This is a genomic window from Pirellulales bacterium (genome assembly GCA_033762255.1).
Classification (GTDB): Bacteria; Planctomycetota; Planctomycetia; order Pirellulales; family JALHPA01; genus JANRLT01.
In genome coordinates, this window is record JANRLT010000072.1 from 1 (window position 1) to 25,479 (window position 25,479).

At 56.9% G+C, this 25,479-nt stretch carries 18 protein-coding genes; 15 read left to right on the top strand and 3 right to left on the bottom strand.

Annotation, left to right across the window (positions count from 1 at the left end; translation table 11 throughout):
* The 8 genes from SFX18_20085 to SFX18_20120 form a co-directional block, all read left to right on the top strand.
* Positions 1–2,706: hypothetical protein (locus tag SFX18_20085; GenBank protein MDX1965456.1), on the top strand; the 2,706-nt coding region annotated here is incomplete at its 5' end.
* A gap of 254 nt (positions 2,707–2,960) precedes the next feature.
* On the top strand, positions 2,961–9,035 hold the full coding sequence (locus SFX18_20090; GenBank protein MDX1965457.1) for a protein kinase: 6,075 nt from the start codon (positions 2,961–2,963) through the stop codon (positions 9,033–9,035).
* 163 nt (positions 9,036–9,198) lie between these two features.
* Positions 9,199–10,209: a TIM barrel protein gene (locus SFX18_20095; protein MDX1965458.1), complete on the top strand. Its 1,011-nt coding sequence runs from the start codon at positions 9,199–9,201 to the stop codon at positions 10,207–10,209.
* Positions 10,210–10,220: 11 nt separating this feature from the next.
* Positions 10,221–11,015 carry a Nif3-like dinuclear metal center hexameric protein gene (locus tag SFX18_20100; protein ID MDX1965459.1) on the top strand — a complete coding sequence of 265 codons (795 nt, stop codon included), beginning with the start codon at positions 10,221–10,223 and terminating at the stop codon, positions 11,013–11,015.
* Positions 11,016–11,323: 308 nt separating this feature from the next.
* Positions 11,324–12,475, top strand: coding sequence for a hypothetical protein (locus SFX18_20105; GenBank protein ID MDX1965460.1), 1,152 nt, complete (start codon positions 11,324–11,326; stop codon positions 12,473–12,475).
* Between the two features lie 107 nt (positions 12,476–12,582).
* Entirely contained in the window at positions 12,583–12,822 is a 240-nt protein-coding gene (locus tag SFX18_20110) for a hypothetical protein (GenBank protein ID MDX1965461.1), read from the top strand.
* Positions 12,819–13,832, top strand: coding sequence for a tyrosine recombinase XerC (gene xerC, locus SFX18_20115; protein MDX1965462.1), 1,014 nt, complete (start codon positions 12,819–12,821; stop codon positions 13,830–13,832). Before SFX18_20110 ends, xerC begins: the two co-directional genes overlap by 4 nt.
* 210 nt (positions 13,833–14,042) lie before the next feature.
* Positions 14,043–14,648, top strand: coding sequence for a CHRD domain-containing protein (locus SFX18_20120; protein ID MDX1965463.1), 606 nt, complete (start codon positions 14,043–14,045; stop codon positions 14,646–14,648).
* A gap of 185 nt (positions 14,649–14,833) precedes the next feature.
* On the opposite strand, the gene SFX18_20125 is transcribed toward SFX18_20120, so the two are convergent.
* A complete protein-coding gene (locus SFX18_20125; protein MDX1965464.1) occupies positions 14,834–15,130 on the bottom strand; it encodes a DNA-directed RNA polymerase subunit alpha C-terminal domain-containing protein in 297 nt (98 codons plus the stop codon).
* A gap of 360 nt (positions 15,131–15,490) precedes the next feature.
* Here SFX18_20125 and SFX18_20130 point away from each other — a divergent pair, with 360 nt between their 5' ends.
* The 5 genes from SFX18_20130 (at position 15,491) to SFX18_20150 (ending at position 20,305) form a co-directional block, all read left to right on the top strand.
* Entirely contained in the window at positions 15,491–16,936 is a 1,446-nt protein-coding gene (locus SFX18_20130; protein ID MDX1965465.1) for an NAD(P)/FAD-dependent oxidoreductase, read from the top strand.
* Positions 16,937–17,138: 202 nt separating this feature from the next.
* On the top strand, positions 17,139–17,564 hold the full coding sequence (locus SFX18_20135) for a 3-hydroxyacyl-ACP dehydratase FabZ family protein (protein ID MDX1965466.1): 426 nt from the start codon (positions 17,139–17,141) through the stop codon (positions 17,562–17,564).
* A 69-nt stretch (positions 17,565–17,633) separates the two neighbouring features.
* Positions 17,634–18,437 carry an SDR family oxidoreductase gene (locus tag SFX18_20140; protein ID MDX1965467.1) on the top strand — a complete coding sequence of 268 codons (804 nt, stop codon included), beginning with the start codon at positions 17,634–17,636 and terminating at the stop codon, positions 18,435–18,437.
* A 163-nt stretch (positions 18,438–18,600) separates the two neighbouring features.
* Positions 18,601–19,806, top strand: a complete 1,206-nt coding sequence (locus SFX18_20145) for a prenyltransferase/squalene oxidase repeat-containing protein (protein MDX1965468.1) — start codon at positions 18,601–18,603, stop codon at positions 19,804–19,806.
* Positions 19,807–19,975: 169 nt separating this feature from the next.
* Positions 19,976–20,305, top strand: coding sequence for a nucleotidyltransferase domain-containing protein (locus SFX18_20150; protein MDX1965469.1), 330 nt, complete (start codon positions 19,976–19,978; stop codon positions 20,303–20,305).
* Positions 20,306–20,522: 217 nt separating this feature from the next.
* On the opposite strand, the gene SFX18_20155 is transcribed toward SFX18_20150, so the two are convergent.
* Positions 20,523–21,857, bottom strand: coding sequence for a glucuronate isomerase (locus tag SFX18_20155; GenBank protein ID MDX1965470.1), 1,335 nt, complete (start codon positions 21,855–21,857; stop codon positions 20,523–20,525).
* A gap of 220 nt (positions 21,858–22,077) precedes the next feature.
* Positions 22,078–22,620 carry a peroxiredoxin gene (locus SFX18_20160; protein MDX1965471.1) on the bottom strand — a complete coding sequence of 181 codons (543 nt, stop codon included), beginning with the start codon at positions 22,618–22,620 and terminating at the stop codon, positions 22,078–22,080.
* A gap of 296 nt (positions 22,621–22,916) precedes the next feature.
* Between SFX18_20160 and SFX18_20165 the strand changes: the two genes are divergently transcribed.
* On the top strand, positions 22,917–24,179 hold the full coding sequence (locus SFX18_20165; protein MDX1965472.1) for an acetylxylan esterase: 1,263 nt from the start codon (positions 22,917–22,919) through the stop codon (positions 24,177–24,179).
* Positions 24,180–24,521: 342 nt separating this feature from the next.
* On the top strand, positions 24,522–25,460 hold the full coding sequence (locus SFX18_20170) for a dihydroorotate dehydrogenase (protein ID MDX1965473.1): 939 nt from the start codon (positions 24,522–24,524) through the stop codon (positions 25,458–25,460).
* The last annotated feature ends 19 nt before the right edge of the window (positions 25,461–25,479 follow it).

Consider the following 25,479-nt stretch of genomic DNA (forward strand, 5'->3'; position numbering starts at 1 on the left):
GGCTTTATCACCGTCGCCCAAGGGGCCGCGGGTCTGCGCTTTTTGCCCAACGCCAACTTCTTTGGCAATGGCTCATTTCAGGTCCAGGCGGCGTTAGGGCCAACGAATGCGCAACTGGGGGGCGGCCTGGCCACCGCCACGATCGTGGTCAATCCCATCGCCGATACGCCTAGCGTTACCAATGCGCAAACCGATGAAGATACGCTTTCCATGGGTGGCTTGGTGATTAGTCGCAATCCCGTCGATGGGGCGGAAGTAACCCATTATCAAATTACGTCGATTACAAATGGCACGCTGTTTTTGAATGACGGCGTGACCGTGGTCACCAACGGCAGCTTTATTACAGCGACCCAAGGAGCGGCGGGACTGCGGTTCTTGCCCAGCACCAACTTCTTTGGGGTGGGGACATTCCAGATTCAAGCGGCTGTGGGGAACACAATTGCCGATCTGGGGGGGAGTGTCATTACCGCACAGATTGTGGTGAATCCGATTAATGATCCGCCGGTCATTACCGCGCCGGCTTCCGCCACGACTCCCGAGGATACGGTATTGGCTTTTTCCACCGGCAATGGATTATTGATAAGTGTGGCCGATGTGGACATCTTTGGCGGGGAATTGCGGCTTTCGCTCTCGGTTAGTCAAGGGACATTGACCCTGGGGAGCACGGCGGGGTTGACATTTGTTAGCGGGACCACCAACGGCACGGCGAATTTTATCATTCAAGGGACGTTGGCGGACATCAACGCGGCCTTGGCCACGCTAAGTTATCTGCCAAATCTGAATTACTTTGGCGGGGACGCTTTGGTCATTGAGGCGGACGATCTGGGTAATAGCGGCGGACCGGGCGCTGCTCCCCTGCCCCGCACAGTCAATTTGAACATCACCCCGGTCAATGACGCCCCTGTCTGGGTGGTTCCCGGTTTGCAGCAAATAAATGAGTCGACGGCCCTGGTGCTTTCCTCGGCAAATGGCAATGCCCCGCAATTCAGCGATGTCGACGCGTTTAACCTGCCGCAAACGGTCAGTTTGTCCGTTCCCGTGGGGACACTGACGCTAGCCACGACCAGCGGAATTACTTTTTTGCTAGGGGCTAATGGGACCGGAAACATGACCATACAGGGGACACTGGCCGACTTGAACGCCGCCTTGGATGGGCTGACATTTCTGCACTTTGATAATGCCACATTGGTCCTTTCGGCCATTGTGACCGATGATATGGCCGCTAGTGTCCCGGCGGCTATCCCGTTAACCGTGCTCAATGTCGCCCCGACGCTGACATTTATTAATCCCGCCATCGATGGGTTGGAAGGAACCACGATTAGCTTTGGTTCCACGGCCACCGACCCGGCCAATCCCCCCAGCGCCCCCGCCATTTTTGATCCGTTGCTCTTTAGCTGGACAGTGACGCGTAACGGGCAATTTTTTAGCCAGGGAACCGGCGAGACGATTTTCTTTACGCCCAATAATGAGGGAACCTATGTTGTCACCCTCACGGTCGATGACCAGGACGGTGGCATCAGCGTGATCACCCAGTCCATTAGCGTGGCCAATGTCCCCGCCACGCCGATCACCCTGGACACCACCGATATTGACTCGCAGTTGACGGCGACAGTGGATACCACCGTGAGTGATCCGGGGGATGACACCATCACGGTCACTGTGCTGTGGAATGATTTTGTGCTGAATTCGGTGACCACGGCCGTGGATCCATTTCTGGCCAACGAGACCGCCATCCCGCGCGACTTTCCGACGCTCGTCTACAAGTACCAGGCAATTCTGTTTCGGCCCAATCCGCTCGATCAGGTCACGATCGAGATCCGCTACTTTGACGGCACCGATACCGTCGTGGAATTTCGCCAGCTTGAGGTCACCGACCAAAACGTTCCCGCCGTGGGGATTTATGTGACGCCCGAGCCAGAGGAAATTCCCCCGGTGATTACCCCCACGGTCGCCGTGCAGCCGCTGTCGCTGGTCACACCGCCGCAATTGGCGCAGCAGGCGGAGGATCGCGTCTTTGGCCAACAAGAACTTTCCGAAGCCGAACGCATCCTTGTCCTGCGGATTGTCCTGCCCGACGGCAGTGAAAGCCCCAACATTCCCTTGCAAGACCGGGTATTGCAGGACTTACCCGGTTTGTTCAAGAAATTGCCCGACGGCCGGTACCGAATTTATTTGATCCAAGAAAATAACCAACGCCTGGTGGTGGATGTGGTGATTCGCCAGGGACAGGCGTTTGATCCGACCGAACCCAACTCCGACAGCCAGGACCGCCCGCCGCCACGGGTCGTATTGCCCCCGGCCCAGGATGATTCAACGCTTCCCCCATCCCCCAATCTACAAACCTCCCCCCCCTCGGCGCAAAACACCCCCGCGTCGGATGCGCCCCTTTCCCCGCCTGGGCAGGCGAATCCTCCCGCCCCGATCGAACAGACCCTGCCCCCCGCTGATCCCAGCCCCCCGCCACCTGCCGGTTCCCCGGACGAGTCGACCAATCCCCCTTCACAAGAAACCATGTCCACGATGGCCATCACTGCCGGTCTGGGGGTATCGCTGGTGTTGACTGGGGCCAGCACTCGTCGCGGACGGCGCTGGCAGCGGGCCATGAATGCAGTGGGCCAACAATCACCGGGTGCCACGGGGCAACCTGTAGCCGCTAGTCGCGCTGTGCGAAACTGGCGGCGCAACATGACGGTGCCCCAGGAGTAAAGCCACGACCTACCATCGACCGGGGTGGATGTAAGCGTTTGTAAGGGGGGCGCATCGGGAGCGAATCATCAGGCAAACGCCCCATTTGCCAAAAGGGCCTTGTAAAATCGCTAAAATCCGCGCGAAAACAGGTTTTTTCGCGTTTTTTCCCACAAACATCTCGGCAAAGTCTTTTCACTCAAGCAAAATAGCAGTTACCACCCCCCCACCTGGTTTTTGGCCTGATCGTCTAGCCCGCGGATTCGTGTGATTGCATGCTTTGTCCACGTTGCCACGTCGAATTACTCTTGGCCAGCGCCAAGTCGGGGCGGTGCGATGTCTGTGGGCACAGCTTTACCCGCGACGAGTTACGCGAATTTCGCAAAGAGATCGCCCGCGCCTTTGCCGAGCAAAATCTGGAATGCGAATACTCTAGTCTGATTACTGAAACCGTGCGCGATGCCAGTGGGGAGGTTGTGGATCCCCGCAAAACCGCCCATGAAAAACTGGATATGACGGTCATTGTTCCCGCGCCGGCGGCTCCGCGGGTCGACGCCCAGACTCTTGATAGCGACGCCGCGCGCACCCTCCCCCAGGAAGATTTGGGGGGTGATTTTGACCTAGGTCCCGGTCTGGCTGCGGACGGTTTGTCAGCCACGGTCGAATCGACGGGGGATTCTTGGCAGAACCCGCCGGGCACCACCGACGTTAATCAGGGCATAATCGAACAATCCCCGGCAAGCGCGACCGTTGACTTGCCAGCACAGGAGGCCGGTGGGGCGAGCTTTGATTTGGCCGATCCCTCCACGCACAGCGATCCCCGCTTTTCGCTGTTGGGGGCGGTTCCTTCCCACACATTGGAATTTTCCAGTTATGATCCGATCCATCCCGACGCGCGCGGGGGGGATTTTGAACTCACTGTCCCGCCTGCCGCACAGGATGGCGCGGACGAAGCGACCCCCACGCATATTTCCCTGACGGATGGGGGAACTGGCCCTGGCGACGGGAGAAATACTTCGCCGGTCTCCGGAGGTCAAACCGTGGAGTTGCCCGGGCAACCCGGCGCGGCGGATTTTCCGTTGAATCTAACAATTGATCAAGGGGCAAGCGGGACAATAGCCATGCCGGGGCAGGCTCTTGGCGGCCAGGGGCCGGACAACTCGGCGGGAATCGCGCAAACCATCGAAAGCAATATCTTTGACAGCGCGACTGTCGCGGCGATGGCCAAAGTGGCCGCCGGCAAAACTCCCGCCGCCGGAAACCCCACGCCACCGCAATCCGGCTCTGTCCAACTGGATTCGGCGTTTGCCGGCATGGCGGATGAAAACACCGGCGGGACCTGGCCGGAGCGTAGTCTGGCGGCAACATTTGATTCGGCGGAAGTGACCGGTTCGCAGGGGGCGGCCATCGCTAAAATGTGGCGGGGCACGATCGAACCGACCACCACGCCGCGGATGACCATCCGTCGTGACGCGCGCAAGGATTCTCCCAAGGATTCCAAACTGGTCATTAAACCCAAGGAGTTTGCCCGCAAGCCCGCCCGCGCGCTCAAAATGCCGCCACTCAAGACCAACGCCGATTACGAGCTGTTGGACATCATTGGCGAGGGGGGGGTGGGCGTGGTGTATTCGGCCCGGCAGGCCAGCATCGACCGGACGGTCGCGCTCAAGATGCTCAAACCGTCCGGCGCTTCCAACACGGAGCAACGGGAAAAATTTTTGAGCGAGGCGGTCGTCACCGGCGACCTGGACCACCCCAATATCGTCCCCATTTATGATCTCGGGACGAACGAGGCCGGCGCGCTGTTTTACAGCATGAAAAAGGTGATCGGCACGCCCTGGAACAAGGTCATCACCACCAAGTCCCTGGCCGAAAACCTGGATATATTAATGAAGGTGGCCGACGCCGTCGCCTTTGCCCATGCCCGGGGAATCATCCATCGCGATCTCAAGCCTGAAAACATCATGTTGGGCGAGTTTGGCGAGGCGCTGGTCATGGACTGGGGCCTGGCCATGGCGACCAGTAATTTTCGCAAGGTCGAAACCATCACCCAAACAACCAGCATGGGGGGGACGCCCGCGTACATGGCCCCGGAGATGGCGGCGGGCCCGCTGGAAAAAGTGGGCTTTGCCAGCGATATCTACTTGCTGGGGGCGATGCTGTACGAGATTTTGACGGGGAAGCCGCCGCATTCCGGAAAAACCGTGATGCAGTGCCTGATGGCCGCCGCGCGAAACGAGATCGTCCCCACCGATCAAGCGGGGGAACTGGTGGAGATCGCCCGGCGGGCCATGTCCACCAAGATTGACGCCCGTTACGCCAGCGTGCGCGACTTTCAAAACGCGCTGCGCGAGTACGAATCCCACGCGGAAAGCATCGCCCTGGTGCAGCGCGCCGAGCAAGGCTTGGCCGAAGCACGCGACAGCGGCGACTACCAAACGTATTCCAAAGCGCTATTCGGGTATCAAGAGGCCCACGCGCTCTGGCCGGAAAATGACAAGGCCGAGACCGGTATCCGCCAGGCGCAACTGGCCTATGCCGAGGCGGCGCTCGCCAAGCAAGACTTTGACTTGGCGGATTCGCTCTTAGTCACGAGCGATCCAACGCAGTTAGAACTCAAGCAGCGCGTGGCCGCCGAAATCACCGAGCGGAACGCCCGCCGCCAGCGGCTGCAAATGGCCCGCCGCGTCCTGTGGAGCATGGGAACCGCGATTGCCATCTTGATTGTGGGCGGACTGCTATGGGTCAACGCCGAACGACAAAAGGCGGTCGTTGCGCGGGATGAAGCGGTCAGCGCCAAAAAGCTGGAAGAAGTCGCCCGCAAGGATGCCGATAAACAGCGCATCGCCGCCGAAACCCAGCGAAAACTGGCGGAAGCCAAAAAGCTGGAAGCCGAACAAGCCGCCGCCGCCGAGCGCATCGCCAAACAAAAAGCGCTGGAATCCGCCGAAGCGGAAAAACTAGCCAAGAAAAAAGCCGAAGAGTCCCAATTGTTGGCCGAAAAGGCCGAGCAGGCGGCGATCAAGGATAAAATGCGGGCGGAAGAGGCGGAAAAAATCGCCGTGAAAGAAAAGCAACGCGCGGTCGAAGCGGAAGGGGTCGCCATCCAGGCGAAGGATGCCGCGCTGATGGCCAAAGAAGCCGAAGAATACTCGGGCTACATCGCCAAGATTGGCCTGGCCTCCGCCAAGGTCCAGGAAAACGCTTTTGGCGATGTGCTAGAACTGCTGGAACAATGCCCCCCGCAATATCGCAACTGGGAATGGCGACGACTGCGTTATTTGTGCCAACGGGCAAAATTCGATTATCACCTGAAAGCCGAACCGCCGGTCGCTGGAGTTGCCGCGGAACAATCCCCCCTTGCGATCGATCCCCGACTCCCCGCGGAACTGGACGTGGTAGCCCTGTCACCCGATGGACAATGGCTGGCCGCGGCCGGTTATGACGCCAAAATTTACATTTGGCAAATTGGTAAAAATGACCAGCCAGCCCGGGTGTTTGCCCCGGGGGGGCAGTATATCCACGCCTTGGCCTGGTCCCCTGACGGCGCACAACTGGCTGTCGGCGGTAATGATCCCGCAGGGGGGCATCTCAAGTTATTAAATGGAACCACGGGGGATATAATCCAAAAAATCCCCGGCCATACCGATGCCGTTCTCAGCGTGCAATTCAGCCGGGACGGAAAAAAGCTGCTCTCTAGCGGATATGACAATACCGCGCGGATTTCGGATTTGGATGGGACTAGTCAAGCTCGCGTGCTGCGTGGACATTCCTGGTGGGTCTGGTCGGCCGATTGGTCGCCAGATGGAAATTACGTGGTAACCGCCAGTCAAGATGGCACCTGCATTGTCTGGGATCTGCGCCAATCCGACGCGGAGTTGCAACAACCTCAAAACCGCCGCCTGTTTCGCGCTCACGCGGGACCGGTCTACCACGCCGCTTTTTCGCCGGACGGAAACAGCGTCGCCAGCGGCGGCTACGATCAGCGCGTGCTCATCTGGCGGCGGGATGCGGCCCAGGCGGTTGATCTGGCCGGTTTGGCCACGGGGAGCGCGCCCGCGACGGTCGCTTACCGCGCCCTGGCGGGACATTTGGGGCCGGTCCGTTGGGTGGGGTTTTTTCCCGATGAAACCGCACGGGTGCTCAGCGCTTCCCAGGACAATACACTCAAAGTCTGGAACGCCGAGTCGGGCGAAACCATTCAAACGATTCGAGGACATTCGGGGCGGGTGGCGGCGGCGGACTTTTTGCCCCGATCCGGCGAGGTAGTTTCCGCCAGCCACGACCGCCGCGTCAAGCAGTGGGATTTGGCCGGTTACCGCGAAGAACGCGTGTTGCAGGGAAAACTGCTAACGGGACACTCTGGGGCGCTGTTAGGCGGGGATATCACCCCCGCGGGAGACGCGGTCGTCACCGCCAGCCAGGACCGCACCGCCAAAATTTGGAATACCGGGGATGGCGCGCTGTTGCAAACCTTGACCGAAGGGCACAGTTTTTTGGTGACTAACCTGGCCCTCTTTCCCGATGGCAAGGCCTTTGCCACCGCCGCCGTCGACAACACGACGCGAGTTTGGGATTTGGAAAGCGGCGTCGAACGCTTGCGGTTGGTGGGAACCGGTCAAACGGCCATCGTGGCGGTCAATTCCACCGGAGAGTTCCTGGCCACCGCCGGAGAGGAAGCGGCGGAAGCTCTTGCCTCACCCCTAGGCAATGCCTTACCCGCGGATGCTAAGAACGTCTTGCCCGTCGCGGGAGCGGCGATCCTTCGCCCCATTGTCCAGGTTTGGGACGCGGCGAACGGGAATCGACTGAAAAAATTATTTGGCCACCGGGGCCAAGTGTCGGCGGTGGCGTTTGCTCCGCATGCCAACTGGTTGGCCAGCGGCGATACTGCCGGCCAACTGATCGTGTGGGATTTGGCCACCGGCGAACCACTGTGGAAAGCCGACCGCCATGCGGACAATATTTTAGGTCTGGCCTGGTCCCCCGATGGCAAATGGCTGTACAGCGCGAGCGCCGACCATACCGTGGGTTGCGCCGATGGACGCACAGGCACCGAGGCGCGTGACAAAATCTGGCGGCATGACGCCGAACTCACGGCGTTTGCTTTATCCGCCGACGGCACTTGGGGTTTGACCGCCACCGTCGACGGCACGGTGCGCGTGTGGAATCCCGAGACTGGCAAAGCGCGGTCCATGCTCGAGAGCGCGGCCGGGCGGGTGACCAGTTTAGCCATCAATGCCGACAACACCCGCGCTTTGGTGATTAGCTCGGCGGTTGGTCCAGCGGGAGGCACCGAACAGCCAGCGGCATCACCTGATACGAATTCCTCCCGCGTGCGTCTGTATGACCTTGCCACCGGCGGGGAATTGCCCAATCTGGAACGCAGCGAAGGTTTAATCTGGTCCGCGATTTTTGGGCCCCAGGCCAATTCCCTATTAACCGTGGGGGGTAATGGCGCTCGTCTATGGAAACTGGGTCAACCGCAACCCATCATGACTTTTACCCCGCATGGCGCGGTTTCGGTCGCGCGCTTTGCCCCGGACGCACAGCACGTCTTGACCGGCAGTTGGGATAACACGCTTAAATTATGGAACCGCCAGACCGGTCAACCGTTGCGCAAACTTCCCTTGGCGCATACCGGTCCGATAAATGACGCGCGCTTTGCGGCGGAAGGGAACTTGCTGCTTACCGTGGCGGATGATGGCACCGGCGTCGTGTGGGATGTCCCTGCCTACACCGTGCGGCAAAAACTGAACGCGGAAAATGTCCGCCTGCGCGCGGGAGTGATCCTGCCTGGCGGCGGGCACGCCTTGACCGCGGGCAATGACGGCCGCTTGTCCTTGTGGGACATTGCCACGGGATCACAGGTAGAATCTTGGCAGCTTTCCACAGCGCCGCTAACCAGCTTGGCGGTGCAAAAAATCGCCGCGAATGAACCAAAGACACCCTCCGTCGCGCTTTTGGTGGCCATTGGCGGAGCGGACAACACGGCTTGGTTGGCTGATCTTTCCGCCGACCACCCAGAAAAACTGCGCGTACGCTGTGAACTGCGCGGCCATACCGCGGCGGTCACCAGCGTCGCACTCTCCACGGATGGCCGACGGGTATTGACCGGCAGCGCCGACACCACCGTCAAGCTGTGGGACACCCGCGTCTTGGCTCCTCTGGCGGCTAGTCCCCCGGCCCAGGCCCCCGCCGACCAAAACGCCGCATCCCCGCGGGGCAAGGAAATTCTCACCCTGAGCGGACATACCCAGGAAGTGACCTCCGTTCAGTTTTCGGCGGATGACGGCCAGGTCTTTACCACCAGCCGGGATGGCACGGGCATTCTGTGGCTGGCGGAGTAGTCCGACGGGACTCTCTCCCCCGCGGAGGCTGCTATTTTCGCTTTTGTGCCGGGCGCTGCTTGCGGTGGCGGACACAATCCCTCACAATGCGGACGCAAAGCTATTTGCGGAATGGTCCGCCTGTTGTTTGCCCTTTCCTCTCTCAGCCCCAAGACCGCCCGCCATGCCTACTCCCGCTGTCATTCTTTCTGGCTTTGCCGACGAGGCCGCCCATCATAAGACCGCCGTCGAACAGTTTGTGGCTTTTGCCGCGCTGGGGCTAGAGTATTTTTCCTTGCGCTTTATCGACGCTGGCAAGGGAATCAAAAATGTAATGCAGCTCACCAAAGGAGAAGTCCAGGTCATTCGCCACCTCATGGATGAATATGGCCTCAATGTCGCCTCGATCGGTTCTCCCCTGGGAAAGGTAAAATTGCTCGACCAGGATGACGGCACCAAGAACCGCTATGTCCCCTTCAAAAAATATTTAGCGACCGAAGTCACCCGCGCTTGCGAACTGGCCCATGCGTTCGAGACCAAACTCATCCGCGGTTTTACCTTTTACCATCCCAAGGGGACTGATCCCAAGGGTTACTTGCCCCAGGCGGTCGAGCAACTGGGCCAAATCGCCGAAATGTGCCACCGCTCCGATTTGACCTTTGGCCTGGAGGTGGAAGCTAATCTGATCGGCCAAAATGGCCACCTCATGGCCGAAATTCACCGCCAGCTCAACCATCCTGCCGTGGTTTTGGTCTTTGACGGGGCCAATATCCTCATGCAAGGGTACTCTCCCAAGGAAACCTTTGATCAATACCTGGCCATGAAGCCCGCGCTGGGTTGGATGCATATCAAAGATTATAAATACGCCAAAAAAAGCAAAAAAATAAAGCACATTGACGAGGACGCGGTCTGGAACTTTGTCCCCGCGGACCAGGGGGACGCCGGCCATGCCAAAATTTTGGCCGATTTTGCCACGCTCGTCCCGGCACTTACAAAAAAACTGGCCAAGCGCGGTATTCCCGGCGTCTTTCTGGATTTAGAACCCCATCTCAAGGCCGGCGGTCAATACGGCGGAGCCAGCGGGCCCGACGGCATGGGCGTGGCCCTGCGCGGCCTCACGCACGTGCTGGATAAATCCGGTCTGGCCTATCACCTGCGTGATTTTGCAGATCTCACGGCCGAACGGGACGCCTAAGCTTTCTTACCATGTCCACGATTGCCGATTTTGTTGAGTTTTTTGCCCGACACACCCCCCCGCGGCTAGCCGCCGACTGGGATAATGTGGGCCTGCTAGTGGGGGATGCGACGCGGCAGGTGTCGCGGGTGTTGACGTGCTTAACCGTGACGGACGCCACGGTGCAAGAAGCAATCGACATGGGGGCGAATCTACTGATCAGCCATCACCCGTTTCCTTTTAAGGCGGAAAAACGGTGGACAGCGGACACCACCACGGGCCGGCTGTTATTGGCGTTGATAGAGCACAAAATTGCCGTGTACAGTCCCCACACGGCGTTTGATTCGGCGGAGCTGGGCATCAACCAACAACTGGCAACGCGGCTGGGTTTAACCGGAATACAGCCGTTAGCGCCGGATCCGACGGAACCGACGAGCGGAATCGGACGCCAGGGAAATGCGCCGCCCGTCACGACTTTGGGGGATTTGGCGGCGACCGCCTGCCAACAGTTATCGCTGTCTAGCGCGCACATCGTCGGCGACCCCGCTCGGCCTGTCACACGGGTGGGTGTCGGTTGCGGAGCCGCGGATGAGTTGCTGGGAATAGCGATGCGCTTGGGTTGTGATTGTTTTGTTACCGGCGAGGCGCGCTTTCACACGGCCCTGGCCGCCGCCGCCAATCAGATGACGATGCTGCTGTTGGGACATTATGCCAGCGAGCGATTCGCGGTCGAAGAACTCGCGCGGGTGCTGGGTAAAGAATTCACCATGGCGCAAATCACGGCCAGCGCAAAAGAAGCGGACCCGCTTGTGCTCTGGCGGCCGTAGTTCCGCGCGGGATCAGCGTTGCTCGTTTAATACAAGCATTTGCTGGCCAAAGGCCAGACCTATTCCAGCCTAGGTCAAGCGCAGCGTCGCCCTAGGTCTATCTCCATAAATTTTGGGTACAGGCTAAAGCCCGCATCGCTTTGCACGCTAGCAAAAAATCTCTCCGGCTAGCCACAGTTAAAGTGGATCAATTGCGCAAACTTTGCCGATAGTAGGGGATGTAGCGGATTTTCCGCATCCCTCGAACAGGATATTCTTTTGTTCTGCTAGCAATTGGGACGCTTCATTTCCACTTTTTGCATTTTGACATGCTTTTTCGTCTGGCCACGCTGATCGCTACACTCATCCTGGTGACGGGCTGCAGCCTGCTCCCCGAGATTGAACACCAGCCGACATTTCATAATCCCTTTCCGCAACTTAGCCGGGTGGGGGTAGCGCCATTTATCAATCTGACCACCGAGGCCACGCTCGATACCCGCCAAATCGCTCAAGCGTATTTCAATGAATTACAAAGCATCCCCGGGTTTGAAGTGGTGCCCATTGGCGTCATCGAACAAAAAGCCCGCAGCCTAGGACTGGAGTTAAGCACCGCCGAGGAATATCGCTATATCGCCCGCGAGCTAAAATTGGACGCGATTGTGGTGGGCGTGGTGACGGATTACAGTCCTTATTATCCACCGCGGTTGGGATTGTCGGTGGATTGGCACGCGACAAATCCGTGCTTTCATCCTATTCCCGTGGGGTATGGGTTGCCTTGGGGCACAACCGAGGAAGAAGAAATTCCGCAAACATTGGTGCAAGCGACCGAATTTGAATTGGCGCGGGAACAGCTAAAGACGCAAACCCCGCAAGATCAAACACCGACGTTGGTGCCAGTGCCGACAGCCGACAGACCATCGGAACAATATGGCGTCCTAGCCTTGGTGGCCAATAAACGCAAAGCGAATAACAGCGCCGGAATCCCCCCACCGAGCAGCGTCAAAAGTACCGCTAATTCCGCAGAGACGGGCGATAAAAGCCAGAGTCCGCTAGCAGCCGCTACTCCCGCGCAACCGTCCCAACCCGCGCCGCCGGAATTATTGACCACGCCGCAAGCCACCGCCGGAACTCCGCTAGCGGGACACGAGTCCTCCGCGCAAGCGCTGCCGGTCGATTGGCCCGATCCGCGGGGTTTGATCCCCGAACCCCCCTCGCCGCAGCGACCCGCTTGCCGCCCCTCCAACCTGCCCGTGCTGACGCATACCCGCATCTACAATGGGCATGACATCGAGTTCACAAAAGCATTGGAAAACTATTACGCTTTTCGCGATGATGCCAGATTTGGCGGTTGGCAGGGCTACATGCAACGCAGCGAGGACTTTTTGCGCTTTTGCTGTCACTTGCATATCACGGAAATGTTGACCGCGCGGGGGGGCGCGGGTGAAACGCGGGTGTTGTGGCGGTGGCATGAACGCCGATAGATACCTGGGGATCAATCACGGCACGCAGCCGGGACTGATTGAAAAAACGCCGGCGGTCATAAATTCGCCAGCCGGAATCACTCGCGGACCAAGAAGGAGCGGCGGTCGTGGCGCAGCAGGAATTGAATGTCTTGGCATTAGTGAAAGGCGAGGAACGCTACGTCTTTTTATTTGACGAAGCCAGCCGCGCCGAAACCCTCCGCACGCTGGGGCGGTATGCCTCGAACCCCGAACTGAGTTTTAGCTGGTACGACGCCGCCGTCCTTAGCCAAAAAATCCGCGACACCGCCCCCCGCCCCGCTCTTCCCGAAGTCAAACGCCGCTTTGACGTCCCCCAACCCGAATGAGCACCCGCTCTCGTTCCGTCGCGCGGCGATCCATCGTTCCCGGGGAGAATTCCTCCGCGCCCCCCCGACAGGCAGCGGGCATAAATGATTCCGCCAGCCCGGAGTCGGAATTGCGCCTGGCCGTCAACCGCTTTTTGACATTTCTACAGGCGGAAAAAAACGCCAGCCCCCTCACGCTCAAGAGTTACCGCGAAGACTTGACCGATTTGGAAAATTTTTTTACCGAACAGCAAGGCGCGCCCCCACCCCCCGATTGCCTCTCCACGCTCGATTTGCGCGGATATCTTTCTGGTTTGCATGAGCGGGGACTCGCCCACAGCAGCATTGCCCGGCGGTTGGCGTCGCTGCGTAGCTTTTTTCGGTTTGGGCAACGAGAGGGCTGGTCCAATGGCAATCCCGCCCGGCCGCTGAGGAACCCCCGCAAGAACCGCAAACTGCCGCATTTCTTGACAGGTGAGCAAATCGAACAACTGCTCTCCGCCCCCCCGGCCAATGACCCCCAGGGCCTGCGCGACCGGGCGATCCTGGAAACGTTGTACTCCGCGGGCTTGCGCGTCAGCGAAGTCGTGGGCCTGAATGACGAGGATTGGGACCGGGGAGCCGAGATTTTACGCATCCGGGGCAAAGGAAAGCGCGAACGGCTGTCGCCCATCGGCTCATTTGCCAGTCGGGCGTTGCTAGACTGGATCGCCGTACGTATCGTCGCCCCTACAGCCAGTCGTGGGGGCGTGATACCATTGTTTGTTAATCGCTTTGGCAAGCGTTTGACCACGCGCAGTGTCGGGCGGATGTTGGAAAAATATCTTAAGTTGACTGGATTGGATTTGCGGACCAGCCCCCACACCCTGCGGCACAGCTTTGCCACGCATTTGTTGGACCGGGGAGCGGATATTCGCAGTGTGCAAGAACTGCTGGGGCATAAAAGCTTGACCACCACCCAGATCTACACACACGTGACAACCGCGAAACTGCGGGAAATCTATGAAGTAGCGCATCCCCGGGCAAAATAAGATTCTTACTAAAAGCAATTTTTTTAATATGCCAGAAAAAGCACAGGGATTCATGCAATAACCATTGTCCCGTGCTAAAGGTGTTGATATTTCCCTAAATAATTACGAGCGTGAATGCAATTTCGTTGTTCTTCTTGTGGCAGGCGGATAGCCTAATGGTGCATGCAAGATTACAACGATTTTGTTCACACATTATTATAGGAGACGCTCATGAGTATTCGCAAAGTACTGTTAGCCGCTTTCTGCGGCTTGGCTTGCGCGTTGGGCAGCATTAACGCTAACGCCCATGAATTGATTTTTGAAACCTTCATGGACGGCCCCTCTGAAGCCCCGCCGAACTCTTCTCCTGGCACCGGTTATTCCAAGGTCACGATCGATCTGGATATGGTCACCATGCGCGTGGAAGCGCAATTCCAAGATTTGCTCGGTACGACCAGCGCGGCGCACATTCACGCCCCGACCTTGTTTCCCAACACGAGTACCGCGAACGTGGCAACTCAAACACCTTCTTTTTCGCTATTTCCCCTGGGCGTAACTTTTGGTTCATTTGACCAGACCTTTGATATGACGCTAGCCTCTAGTTACCGCGCTGGTTTTATTACCGCCAATGGTGGCACGGTGGGGGGCGCATTCAATGCCTTGATTGACGCCTTGGAAAATGAAAGAGCGTATTTCAACATCCATACCAGCACTTTTCAAGGTGGCGAAATTCGCGGATTTTACAAGGTTATCCCCGAGCCTAGCACAGTGATGTTAATCGGCTGTGGCGGATTGGCCTTGGCCCTCTACGGCTGGCGCCGCCGCGTGGCGGCCTAAGCGAATGTACTCTTCTCACTCCGTGAGATGCCAGCAAACGTACTCCTCTCACTCCGTGAGAAGCTAAATCTAACCAGCTACAATAAATACAACAGGCGGCTGGTGATCCCAAATCACCAACCGCCTGTTTCTAGCTTGATAGTACGCCAGCGATGAGAGAGGCGCGTTGATTCAATCAAAAAAACCTACACCCCCGCCAATTGCAGCTTGACCGTTTTGGTTGGACGGCGATGTGGCCGATAAAAGCCGATCTTTTCCAATGCGAGATATACTTCCTCGAGGGTCTTTTCACCAAAATTAGAAATGCTGAGCAGTTGCTCGCGCTTGGTGTTGAGCAAATCCTGAATCGTAAAAATGCCTCGCTCTTCCAGGCAGTTGGTGGTCCGGACGGCCAGGCCAATCTCGGCCGTGCTCATTTCCAGTTTGGCCTGCATTTCCATTGCTTCGCGCGTGACGGTATCCAGCGGAACACGGGTGGACATGATTTCCCTCCTTGGAAACAGTAGTCATTGATCGGGCGACTTCCCCCCACAAGCAACTCACGCCGCGTTATCTCACGACTATTAGCTTGGTTGCCGGGGCTTGGCCCACAAGCCACAAATATAACCAAACCGAAGAAATTGCCAACTGGAACCATTAAAAAATTCCGCAACTTTTGGCGGAAAATTGCTAGCATGACCGCAATTTTGCCACCAGCAGGGGTCTCCCTTTGAGAATTGCCCCCGCCCCCCACGCCCCCTCCCCCTGGGGGCCGCGCGAGTTATCGCCTAAAATCAAACTACATTATCCTCGGTCGTTTTGCCCATTCTAATTTTTAACACCCCTTTGATCTATTAGCCGACATGCCCAAGGATTTTCTCGCCGGCGCGCGGGATGAGTATGACTGCATCATCATCGGCAGCGGCCTGGCGGGGTTGACCGCGGCGAACACGCTGGCGCGCGCCGGTCATCGCGTGCTACTACTGGAACAACATTACAAACTGGGGGGGATGGCCACCTGGTTCAAGCGTCCGCAAGGGCATATTTTTGATATTTCGCTGCATGGATTTCCCATCGGCATGATCAAAAGCTGCCGCCGCTACTGGACGCGGGAGATCGCGGATTCCATCGTCCAGTTAAAAAACATTCGGTTCGATAACCCCATGTTTTCGCTGTCGACCACCTTCAACCGCGAGGACTTTACCCGCCAACTGGTGGAGAAATTTGACGTCCCCGCGGAAAGCGTTACAGCGTTTTTTGACGCCGCCCGGGGGATGAACTTTTATGACGATCAAAACCTGACCACCGGCCAGCTTTTTGAAAAATTCTTTCCCGGGCGCGAGGATGTCATCCGCCTGTTGATGGAACCGATCACCTACGCCAACGGATCAACTCTGGAAGATCCGGCGATCTCGTATGGAATCGTCTTTTCCAATTTTATGTCCAAGGGGGTCTACACCTTTTCCGGCGGGACGGACCGGCTGATCCAACTGATGCACGCCGATCTTTTAAAGAACGGCGTCGATGTCCGCATCAAATGCGACGCCGAAAGAATCGTGGTGGATTCCCGTCGACGGGTTGCCGGCGTGACCGTGCGGGGCCGAACCATCCGGGCCAAGACTGTCATATCCAACGCCAATCTCAAAACCACCATCTTTGACCTCGTGGGAAGGGGACACTTTGACCCCGACTTTGCCGAAAGCGCGGCGGCCGTCAGGCTGAATAACTCCAGCACGCAGGTCTATATCGCGCTCAAGCCCGATGCGCAATTGGACGAAAGCCATGGTGATTTGCTCTTTAGCTCCACCGCCCCCCTCTTTCGGACCGATGCCCTCTTGAGCCGCAACATCACCAGCCGCACCTATTCATTTTATTATCCGCGCACGCGACCAGGCTCCGACCGGTGTTTGATTGTCTCCAGCACTAATGCCCATTACCATGATTGGGCGGGATTGTCCGATGCCGAGTACGAGGCCAGCAAGGCGGATTTGTGCCAAACGACGCTGGACGCGCTTCAAAAATACGTACCAAACATCCGTGATCTGGTGGATCATGTGGAGGCAAGCACCCCGCGGACGTTCGAACATTACACCAAGCACGCGTTGGGGGCCAGCTTTGGGACCAAGTTTGAGGGGCTGGCCATCAGCCGCGGCCTCCCCCAGCAAATCCACGGTCTGTATCATGCCGGCAGCGTGGGGATCATCATGTCGGGCTGGCTGGGGGCGCTCAACTATGGCGTTATCGTGGCCAACGACGTGGAAAACCTGCTGCTAAAGTCGAATCAACAAGTGGAACCACTGGAAGTTTAGCGACGCGGAATGAAAAATACCGTGGAACTATCGTAGCGAAATTCACCAGAATTTCGTCGTGAGCATTTTGTAGCGGAATTCGCTAGAATTCCGAATTTAGCACGTTCCCAACCTCTTCAGAACTCTAGCGAGTTCTGTTACGGGAGGGATTACCCTTACTTATTCCGCACGCCTTCGCCAATTCATCTTAACAACATTACCCATGTCCCTGGCCGCCATTCACGCCGCGATTCCGCACCGGGCACCATTTTTGTTCTTGGACCGTATTGTTCGCCAAGAAATGAACCAGATCCACTGCCAGAAAACACTGACAGGGCAAGAATTTTTTTATCAGGGGCATTATCCGGATTTTCCCCTCACACCCGGCGTGATTTTGTGCGAGGCCTGCCTGCAGGCGGGGGCGGTGCTGCTTAGCCAACAGTCAAATGCCTCGGGGAAAAGCGTGCCGGTCGCCACCCGTATGAATGATGTCCGCTGGAAGCGCATGGTGCGTCCCGGCGAGACAATCGATATCGAAGTGAACCTGGTGGAACAACTGGCGGACGCATTTTTTATGACGGGCAAAGTCAGCGTGGCGGGCAAAGTCGCCGCCCGGCTGGAATTTGCCTGCACCATGGCGGAGAAGTAAAGAATTAAGAATTAAGAATTAAGAATGCAGCCAAACTCCAAACTCCATTACTCCACTCCTCCAGCCCCCATGCCCGAAGATTTTCTCCAACTGGCCAACCAGGCAATCCTGGTCATGGGTGTGGCAAATAAAAAAAGCGTGGCCTGGCAGATCGCGCAGGTGCTGCTGGCCGCGGGAGCGAAGGTGCACTATAGCGTCCGCAGCGCGGCCCGCCGGGAGCAACTGCAAAAACTCGTGGGAGACGCACCCATTTACATCTGCGATGTCGAGCATGAGACGCAAATTGTCGCTCTGCGGGACGAACTGCGCGCGGCGGAAGTCAAGCTGGCGGGCCTGGTCCATAGCGTGGCCTTTGCCGAGTACGAAGGTGGGGTTAAGCCATTTCACCTGACCGGTAAACGGGAATTCTTGCGCGCGATGGATATCTCTTGCTACTCTTTGATGGCGGTCGCCCGCGAACTTCAGGACCTTTTGACGCCGGATGCCTCGGTCGTCACGATTTCCATCTCCACCACCAAAATGGCTAGCGAAAACTACGGCTATATGGCGCCCATCAAGGCCGCGCTCGATTCGTCCCTGGCGTTTCTAGCCAAGTCCTTTAGCCAGTTTTCCCGCGTCCGTTTTAACGCCGTCGCCCCGGGCTTGCTCAAAACCAGCGCCTCGGCCGGAATTCCCGGTTATTTAGATTCCTATCTCTTTGCCGAACAAGCCACACTACGCAAAGCCCCCGTCGATACCCGCGAAGTCGCCAACACCGCCGCCTTCTTGCTGTCACCCCGGTCCAGCGGGATTAACGCCCAGCGAATTGTCGTCGACGCTGGCATGGGCGTGAATTATTTCGACCGGGAAATTGTGACGCGGGCGACAAAATGACGCGTATTACGGCTTGCCGCAGGTGGCAAATTGACAAAAAATTGCAAATTGTCCGATCTTGTGCTAATTTGCGCTGGTTAGATGTTTGACATCCCACTTCCGCCAGCCACTCCGAATTTTTCGTTAGCCCGCGTTGAATCGTTTTTTAATAAGAGGTCTACCGATGCGCCGCGCCAAACAATATCCCCGATTTTATGGCAGTTCCCTGCCGGTGAAGTTCTCCAGCGTGCTCTTGAGCCTGGGGATGACCATCAGTCGCGCCGTCGCCGCCGACGAGGCACCCACTACGGATAAACAGCCCGCCGCAACCCAAGGAGAAAAATCGGCGCCAGTCGCGGCGTTGTCTCCGGAATTGCAGGCCCAGCGGCAAAAAATGGTCGCCCAAGCCATCGAGTATCTACGGACCAAGGGTCAAGCTCCGGATGGGTCGTTTACCAAGCAAGTCGGAACCGGGATCACATCGTTATGCTTATTGGCGATGATGGAAAATGGCGTATCGCCGGACGATCCGACCGTGGCCAAGGGGCTGAAATATTTAGAAGGGGCCATGCAAAAGGATGGCTCCGTGGGGAAGGATGGCTCGCGAATTATAAACTATGAGACCGCGCTGGCGATCCTGTGCCTGCAAAAGGCCAACCAGGATGGCAAATATAAACAGAACATTAAGCAGGCCGATCTGTTTTTGCGGGGGAACCAGATTGACGCCGACGAAGGAAAAACCGAGGCGGATTTTGACTTTGGCGGCGTCGGCTATGGCAAAGGGGGAAAAGGGGACCTGAGCAATACGGCGTTTTTGGTCGAGGCCCTGATCGCCGCGGGGGCGGGTCCCGACGATCCCGCGGTGCAAAACGCGCTTAAATTTGTCTCCCGCTGCCAGAACTTAGAGTCCGAGCATAACACCACCCCCCTGGCGGGCAAGGTCAACGACGGCGGCTTTTATTACACGATTATCACCGATGAACCGCCGCAGGACAAATCATTTCAGGGGGGGTTGCGTAGCTATGGATCGATGACGTACGCCGGTTTTAAAAGCATGCTGTACGCGGGACTGACACCGGATGACAAACGGGTGAAGGCGGCGCTGGACTTTCTGGCCAAAAATTACACCCTGGAACAAAATCCAGGCCTCGGCGAGGCGGGGCTGTTTTATTATTACCACCTGATGTCGCGGGCGTTGCAAGCCGCAAAAATGGATACCTTTACAGACGCCAAGGGGGTTGAACATAATTGGCGGGCGGAGTTTATAGCCGAACTAGCCAAACGGCAAAACGAGGACGGATCCTGGGCGAATAAAAATCGCCAGTGGCTGGAAAATGATCCCAATCTGGTCACCGGCTATGCGCTGTTGGTGCTAGGGAATTGCAAATAAGCACTCGACTTTTTGTAACAGTTTAGTCATTTGAAATGATGAGAATTTAACCGGACGCTAGCGCGTGGCGGTTGATGGTTTATGCAATTACTGTGACAAAATCAGCCGCCGGGCGCTAGCCCACGGTTGCTGTGCCGTAAAAGGCTAAACAGTTACGATTTTTTTAACTTTGGATATCGCCCAACGTTTTGATCAATTGTTGCCCCACGACCGCCTGAACGATTTTGTGCAGCGCTGGCGTGTGCGTGAATTGTCGCTGTTTGGCTCGGTCCTCCGCCATGATTATCTACCTGACAGCGTTGTTGAGGTACTCATTTCTTTTGCGGAATCCGCCCCGTGGAGTTTGTGGGATTTGACCACGATGGCGGTTGAATTAAGCCTGCTCGCGGGACGAAAAGTGGATTGGGTGGAAAAAGAAAGCTTGCTTAACTCGTTTCGCCGCGCGGAAACCTTGAAGACTCGAAAGGTCATTTATGCGAGTCAAAGTTATTCAATATGAATAATGGCCCTCTTGCTGAAAGTCGGCGTGTGCGACAAAAAATCTCCGCACAAATTGTTCACGATGCAAAGCGGATTTTGGAATACTATCGCGGGATTGAAGAATTGCACAAAGACCGTCTGATGGATTTAAAACGATCTGCATCTGAATGATATTAAAAGAGATATTGCATCAGCGGCAGTAGTTACTGAATCTGGCGTAGTTACCAACTGAAGCCTTACCCCTCCCCGCCATAAAAAATCCGCTGGATATTATTAACCAAGAGATCCCGCGCTAAGTCTAATGTCCGTTCCTCCGACCAGCCCCGCTCGATGACAAATTGCTCCGCCAATATCTTGGACAGGATGCGTTGGTACATCCGCAGTTTCGGCAGGGCGAATTCCAGTTTATACATATCGCTGTAGTAGCCGATTTGCTTGGTACGGGGGACCGCTTCTAGCCGGGCGCGGCAATCCGCCTCAATAAACGAAGGCGTGTTGCTGTACCACCAATGCCCATTCGTGACCACATTGGGAAAAATCCACGCGTGTCCCACGAGCTCTTGGTTAGTCACGCTGGCCAGGACCGAAATGGGAAATGTTACCCTAGGAAAGGCGTTAAATAACTCGCGATACTGCAACAGCGACACGCGGCTATCATAGAGGTCCATTCCCTGGTACACACCCCCCGGATAGACCCGGCGGTTCACGCCAATCATCAGATCAAACGGCAGGCGGTATTCCGCGCAATATTCCGCCAGCGTCCAAAACACAAATTGGGATAACCCCGCAAAATCCTCCGGCAACAGCTCGTCGGGCTGATGGCGTAGTTTGGCCAGCGCCCGATCAGCGCGGGAGGCATCGCCGGGGAGCGGCGTGAAATCGGGCGGCAACGAGATAGCGCAAGCCCGGCAGCCATTACGGGTAAAGTGCTCAAATAATTTGCCAATCGCCTTGCGCAGGCCCATGGCGGTTGCCGATTCGCCGTTTGTCGCGGCGGCTAAACGATCCCGCACGGACTGCTGTCGCAGATGGAACACCAAATCATCGGTGCGCAGGCACGGAACATAGACGCTAGTGTCCAACCCCCTGAGGGGATCGTCAAAGTCGTTGGTCAAAAAGACCGCCCGCAAATTGCTTTTTTGCAGAACCTGCCGCGGCCAATCCGGCTGCGCGCATTTGGCCAGGGAAACCTCATACAGAGCTTCCCAGTTGGCCAGGGTAAGCGTCTCCTCTTGAAAATCAAAAAACTCGCGGCAAAGTTCGATAAGCCAACTGTATTGGATCGTGTTTTCGAGCGGGGCCAGCCCCGCCACCAACCGGGCAACTTTGTCCCGGGGGGAGAGGCCGGGGGCTTCGATCTCTTCCCGCGGCACACCCGCCGAATGGACCAACTCGGTGTAATAATGATAACCCAAGATCTCCGCCAGCGAAGTCGCCGCCGGGCGATGGGGGTCAATATGCGTGTGCGGATCAATCAACGTCCAGGTCTGGATTTCGTCAAAGATCCGCGTGCGCAGGGATGCTGGAGTAGCGGAGTTTGGAGAAGTGGAGGAGGGGAGATTAGTAGCCACGGATGAGCACTGCTGGAACTTGGTGTTTGGTGTTTGTAGGGGTGGATTTTTAGCCACGGATGAACACTGATGGAACACGGATGCGGAGTAAGAATCTCAAATTTCAAATCGAAGATTAAAGATTTTAAACCGCCGAATGCACAGAATTGTTTTATACCTCGAATATTATCCGTGACTATCCGTGCCAAACCGTGGCTCAAATTCCGTTGCTAAATCCTTGCTACTCTTTCTTCGCCGCGGGGACCTTCAGTTCCGCCAGCTTTTCCGCCACTTGCTGGGCATGCCCCGCGGTGTCCACTTTATCAATGACGGCCAGCAATTTTCCATCCGCGCCGATGATAAACGTCTTGCGGGCGGCGTTCCCTTTCTCATTTGCCACTAATCCATACGCCAGCGCTGCGGCACGGGTGGGATCGGACAAAATGGGATAATCACACTTGAGCGATTCCGCGAATTTGGTGTTTTCCTCCACCGGATCACAACTGGCCGTAAAGTAAACCACATCAAATTCCCGTAGCAATTTCCCTTGTTCGGCAAAGGATTTGCACTCCTTGGTGCAGCCGGGAGTAAACGCCCGCGGAAACCACGCCACAATCACCGTTTTTCCGGCGTAATCCGCCAGTTTGTGCGTTTTACCGTCCGACCCCGCCAGTTCAAAATCCGGAGCCGGCTCTCCCACCTTGACCTCGGCCGCGTCGGCCAAGGTGACAAAAAATCCGCAAACCACCGCCAATAAGAAAATCTTGCCAAGCCAGCGCGACATCGAACGCTCCTGAAAAAAAGTAAGGGCGGATACCCTAACACAAGATCGATAGCCCCACCACCAGCCCAGGATTATCCCAGATTGTCGGGCCTCTGTCAAAAACGTCCCGCAATTGCTAGCGCCGCGTGTTCCTGGAGGTGGACGGCCATATCGAAACGTCCAAATAAATCTGTTAAACTAAGTACACAGACCCTCCAACCCACGCTTTCATCATGACTACTTTCCAAACACCGTTTCGAACCTTGGGCTGGACTTTGCTCTTGGCACTTTTCATCTGTTGCGCCTTCACCACATCCATGTCCCAGGCCGCGCCCCCCTTTACGCCCAATTATGACGAGGCCCAGGTCCCCGCGTACACCCTGCCCGACCCGCTGGTCCGGCAAGATGGGACCCCGGTCACACAACCCGCGGAGTGGCCATTGCGGCGGGCGGAGATATTGGAGCTATTTGCCAACCAGGTCTATGGCAAAATTCCAACCCCGCCATTGCCGCAAGCTGTGGCAATCACCGAGGCGCCAACCGCGGTTTTTAACAACACCGCCACCCGCCAACAACGCCGACTTACGCTGGGTAAGGCAACCCCGGCGGACGCCACGACTTCGGATCCCCCTTCATCACCGGTGGTTATTAACGTCCTCATCTACCTCCCTGCCAATGCCGGGGGGCCAGCGCCGATTTTTATCGTCCCCAACTTTGACGGCAATCAAGCCATTCATGCCGATCCGGCCATTCACCTAGCCAGTTGCTGGCTGCGCAATGACGAGCAAGCGGGGATCGTCGATCACAAAGCGACCGAAAAATCTCGCGGCGTCGACGCCGCCAGTTGGCCGCTTGAATTGATCTTATCCCGTGGCTATGGTGTCGCGACGTTTTGTTACTGCGACGTCGATCCCGATTTTGACGACGGCTTTCAAAATGGCTTGCACCCGCACTTCTATCCAGCCGGTCAGACCAAGCCCCTTCCCCACGAAGGGGGCTCGATCAGCGCTTGGGCCTATGGCTGCAGCCGCGTACTGGATTTTGTGAGGGAATTAAAAGGTGTCGACCGCACTAAAGTCGTCCTCATGGGACATTCCCGTCTGGGAAAAACCGCCCTCTGGGCGGGGGCCAATGACGAACGGTTTGCCATTGTCATATCCAACAATTCCGGCGAAGGGGGGGCCGCCATCACCCGCCGCTGCTTTGGCGAAACGATCGAACGGATCAACACCAGTTTTCCGCATTGGTTTTGTGCCAATTTTAAAAAGTATAATCTACGCGAGTCAGAATTACCCGTTGACGCGCATCAACTGATCGCGCTCATCGCGCCGCGCCCCGTCTATGTGGCCAGCGCCGAGGAAGACCCCTGGGCGGATCCCCGGGGCGAATTTTTAGCCGCTTATCACGCCGGACCGGTTTATAAGCTACTCGGAAAAGAACCGCTCCCCAATGCTGATATGCCTACCCTCAACCAACCCCTGCATCATACGGTTGGTTATCATTTCCGCACCGGCAAGCATGCCGTCACCGAGTATGATTGGCGGCAATACCTGGATTTTTGTGATAAGCACTTTCGCTAGGCAAAGACGTCAATCCATATTAAAACCGCCCATTGTGTGGATGAATGTTGTTGGGGCTTTAGCCCGTAACCCAAGGCATGTTGGATGCTTGGCAAAGATATGAAGCGGGCCGTTGACCCTGCCATTTTATTTTTCCATGAACCTAGGGCGACGCTGCGCTTGCCCTAGGCTGGAATAGGTTGGGCCTTTGGCCCACAAAGAATTAAACTACTTTGGCCCACAAAGGTTAGCGTACCGTGGGCTACAAAGGGATGGACAACCGAGAATCTTTTAGCAAATTACTGATTCCACCACTAAGATTCGTAGCAATACATTTTTAACCGCCGACTTGTGAACCCCGCGATGGACCTTTCTGTCAATTTAGGCCGATTGCAGTTGCCAAACCCGATCTTGGTGGCGTCGGGAACCTTTGGCTACGCGCGAGAAATGGCGGGACTGGTGCAATTGTCCCGCCTGGGGGGCATATTGCCAAAAACGATCACCCGCGAGCCTCGTCCAGGAAACGCTCCTTGGCGCACCATTGAGACGCCCGCCGGGATGCTCAACTCAATTGGCCTGGATAATGACGGTATTGAGACTTTTATCGCCGAGCATTTGCCCTATCTGGGAAGCTTGGGGACGCCAATTATTGTCAGTATTGCCGGGCGGTCGCAGGCGGAATTTGTGGAAATGGCCGCGCGGTTGGAAGGTTTGGAGGGAATTTCGGCGTTGGAACTTAACATTTCCTGCCCTAATGTCAGTCATGGTGTCGATTTTGGAACTGATCCCCACGCCTGCGAAAATGTCGTGGCGGGGGTCCGCCGCGCGTGTGAGTGGCCAATTTTGGCCAAGCTGACGCCCAACGTGACGGATATCGCGACGATCGCCCGTGCCGCGGAGGCAGGCGGCGCGGACGGGATCTCGCTGATTAACACGCTGCAGGGAATGGCGGTGGATTGGCGACGGCGCAAACCTTTGCTGGGCAATGTGTTAGGCGGACTTAGCGGCCCGGCGGTAAAGCCCATTGCCCTGCGCTGCGTGTATTTGGTCCGACGAGCGGTGCAAATTCCCCTGGTCGGGATTGGCGGTATCGCAACCATTGATGATGTGCTCGAATTTATTGTTACCGGAGCCAGTGCCGTACAACTGGGCACGGTCAACTTTTATCAACCGCAGGTTGTGACGGAGATCTTGGCCCAGTTGCCCGGGGCTTTGTCCACGGCGGGAGTTGGCAGCGTGCGGGAATTGGTGGGGACGTTGCAAGTCAATCCACCACCGGCAAAAACGAGTGCGGGAAGTTAGTTTCTTTGATTCACTCAGA